Origin of the sequence: Micrococcus sp. HSID17227 (genome assembly GCF_003989405.1) — a bacterium.
Lineage (GTDB): Bacteria > Actinomycetota > Actinomycetes > Actinomycetales > Micrococcaceae > Micrococcus > Micrococcus luteus.
Genome location: NZ_RBLN01000265.1, coordinates 1 through 2,790 on the forward strand (window position 1 = coordinate 1; position 2,790 = coordinate 2,790).

Sequence of the window (2,790 nt, forward strand, 5' to 3'; positions counted from 1 at the left end):
GCTGGACGCGCCGCGCCGCTGAGCCGGCGCCGCGGACGCCGGGGGCGGGTCAGTACCCGCCCTCGGCGTCCACCAGGCCCTCCAGCTCCGTCCCGGCCGCGCGGGCCCGCAGGTTCCGCTCGACCCGCGCGTGGAGCAGCGGGATGCACATCTGCGGGGTGTCCGCCGTGTGCGGCGTGATGAGGGCGCGCTCCTCGGTCCAGAGCGGGTGGCCCTCCGGGAGCGGCTCGGGGTCGGTGACGTCCGTGCCGTAGCCGTGCAGCCGGCCCGCCGCGAGGGTCTGGACGACGGCGTCCGTGTCCACCAGCGCCCCGCGGGCGACGTTCACGAGCACGGCGTCCTCGTCCAGGAGGGCGACGCGGTCGGCGTCGAACATGCCGCGGGTCTCCTCGGTGGCCGCCGCGGCGATCATCACGACCTGCGCGCCGGGCAGGACCTCGTCGAGGGAGTCGGTCGTGACGGTGCGGTCCGCGCCGGGCACGTCGCCCGCGCGTCGGCGGACCGCGGTGACGCGCACGTCCCAGGTCTTGAGCAGGCGGATGTACTCCTGTGCGATCCCGCCGCCGCCCACGACCACGGCGTTCAGGCCGTTCAGGGTGCGGCCGGAGGAGGGGCCCCACGCGGTGGCGCGGACGCGCGCGGGCAGGTCCCGCAGCAGGGCCAGGGTGAGCAGCAGCGCGTGCTCGGCCACCGGCGGCGCGTACGTGCCCTTGGCGGACGTCCACACGATGTCCGGGCGGCTGCGCACGAGCGGGACGAACGGCTCGATCCCGGCGAACGGGAGCTGCACCCAGCTCACGTGGGGGTGGGCGGCCAGGGCCGCGGCGAGCGTGTCGACCGGGATCGGGCGGACCATCAGCAGGGCCGTGGCGGAGGGGTCGCCCTCGGCCACGGCGGTGCCGCCGACGTCGGCCACGGCCTGCTCGGCCAGCCGCCGGGCGTGGGCGTAGGGGGTGCCGGCGACGTCCTGCGCCGCGGGGAGGATGAGCAGGCGCTCGGGGGCGTCGTCGGGTCGGGTGCGGGGGAGAGTGGAAGTGGTGGGCATGGTGCCCACCGTCCCACATCCTCCGGGCCCGGTTCAGCCGGCGACGGCGTCCCGGTGCGCGGCGGACAGCCGCAGGTAGGTGGCCGCGTTCCCCTTGAGGCCCTCCCGCTCCTCGTCCGTGAGGGGGCGGCGGACCTTCGCGGGGACGCCCGCCACGAGCGAGCCGGCCGGGACCTGCGTCCCCTCGAGCACCAGGGCGCCGGCGGCCACGAGCGAACCGGCGCCGATCACCGCGCCGTTCATCACCGTGGCGGACATGCCGATCAGGCAGTCGTCCTCCACGGTGGCCCCGTGCACCACGGCGGAGTGGCCCACGGAGACACCGGCGCCGAGGGTGCACGGGAAGCCCTCGTCCGCGTGCAGCACCACGTTGTCCTGCAGGTTGGTGCCTGCCCCGACGCGGATGGGGGCGGAGTCGCCGCGGGCGGAGACGCCGTAGAAGGCCGAGGAGCGCTCGGCCATCTCGACGTCGCCGGTGATCGCGGCGGTCGGGGCGAGGAAGACGGACTCGTGGATGCGCGGGGTGGCACCCGCGACGGTGATGATGTGGGCCATGCCACCAGCCTAGGCGGGCAGGACGACGGCGCCGCGTGGCGCCGTCGTCCCGGGCTCAGCTGAAGACGACGGTCCGCCGGCCGTCCGCGAGGACGCGGTGCTGGGCGTGCCAGCGCACGGCCTGCGCGAGCGTGGAGCCCTCGACGTCGCGGCCGCGGGCCACGAAGTCGGCGGCGGTCTGGGCGTGGGTCACCGGCTGCACGGACTGCGCGATGATCGGGCCCTCGTCCAGGTCGGCGGTCACGTAGTGGGCGGTGGCGCCGATGAGCTTCACGCCGCGTTCGTGCGCCTGGTGGTAGGGGCGGGCGCCCTTGAAGGAGGGCAGGAACGAGTGGTGGATGTTGATGGCCATCCCGGCCAGGTCCCGGCACAGCTCGTCCGAGAGGATCTGCATGTAGCGGGCCAGGACCACCAGCTCGATGTCGAACTGGGCGATCAGGTCGCGCAGCCGGTCCTCCGCGGCCTCCTTGGAGTCCCGGCTCGAGGGGTCCTTGGAGACGGGCACGTGGATGAAGGGCACGCCGTAGAAGGAGGCGAGCGGCTGCAGGTCCAGGTGGTTCGAGACCACCACGGGGATCTCGATGGGCAGGGTGCCGGCGCGCTGCTGGAAGAGCAGGTCGTTGAGGGTGTGCCCGTCCTTGGAGCACATCACGAGGGTGCGCATGCGGTGCGCCGCGTCCCACAGGCCCATGCGCATGCCGAACTCCTCGCGCACCGGCGCGAGCGCCTGCTCGATGTCCTCCCGCACGGCCGGGGTCACGAACTCCACGCGCATGAAGAAGTCGCCGGTGTCCGGGGAGTCGTACTGCTGCGACTCGGTGATGTCCGCCTCCACGCCCAGCAGGGCGCCCGTCACGGCGTGCACGATGCCCTTGCGGTTCGTGCAGGCCAGCGTGAGCACGCGGGCGTGCTCCGCGCCGGAGGCGGGGGAGGGGCTGGGGGAGAGGGCTGCCGTGTCCATGGCGTCGATGGTAGGCGGTGCCGGCCGCGCGGAACCGCGGGATGACGGGGCTGATCCCTGGTCGGGGGGTCGGGCCCCGTGTCATCCTCAAGACCAGGTTCCCCGCCGCGCGGCGGCGCGGGAAGCACGACGCGGCGCCCGGCCCGGCCGGTCGCCCCAGACGACCGAGGAGCACCCCCATGCCACAGTCCACCCTCTACTGGATCATCGCGGCGACCGGCCGGGCCGG

Annotated in this window: 3 protein-coding genes; all 3 read right to left on the reverse strand. The window is 74.7% G+C overall.

Annotation, left to right across the window (positions count from 1 at the left end):
* Positions 1-49: 49 nt before the first annotated feature.
* Genes D8M29_RS10565 through D8M29_RS10575 form a run of 3 tightly spaced genes read right to left on the reverse strand, consistent with a single transcriptional unit; the run spans position 50 to position 2,561 of the window.
* Entirely contained in the window at positions 50-1,045 is a 996-nt protein-coding gene (locus D8M29_RS10565) for a D-isomer specific 2-hydroxyacid dehydrogenase family protein (protein ID WP_238693387.1), read from the reverse strand.
* Positions 1,046-1,078: 33 nt separating this feature from the next.
* Positions 1,079-1,600, reverse strand: coding sequence for a gamma carbonic anhydrase family protein (locus tag D8M29_RS10570; protein WP_127435553.1), 522 nt, complete (start codon positions 1,598-1,600; stop codon positions 1,079-1,081).
* Positions 1,601-1,655: 55 nt separating this feature from the next.
* Positions 1,656-2,561, reverse strand: coding sequence for a formyltetrahydrofolate deformylase (locus D8M29_RS10575; protein ID WP_127435554.1), 906 nt, complete (start codon positions 2,559-2,561; stop codon positions 1,656-1,658).
* Between the last annotated feature and the right edge of the window lie 229 nt (positions 2,562-2,790).

Coding starts and splice junctions, on each gene's coding strand:
- D8M29_RS10575 (WP_127435554.1), bottom strand. CDS start 2,561: ATGGACACGGCAGCCCTCTCCCCCAGCCCCTCCCCCGCCTCCGGCGCG.
- D8M29_RS10565 (WP_238693387.1), bottom strand. CDS start 1,045: ATGCCCACCACTTCCACTCTCCCCCGCACCCGACCCGACGACGCCCCC.
- D8M29_RS10570 (WP_127435553.1), bottom strand. CDS start 1,600: ATGGCCCACATCATCACCGTCGCGGGTGCCACCCCGCGCATCCACGAG.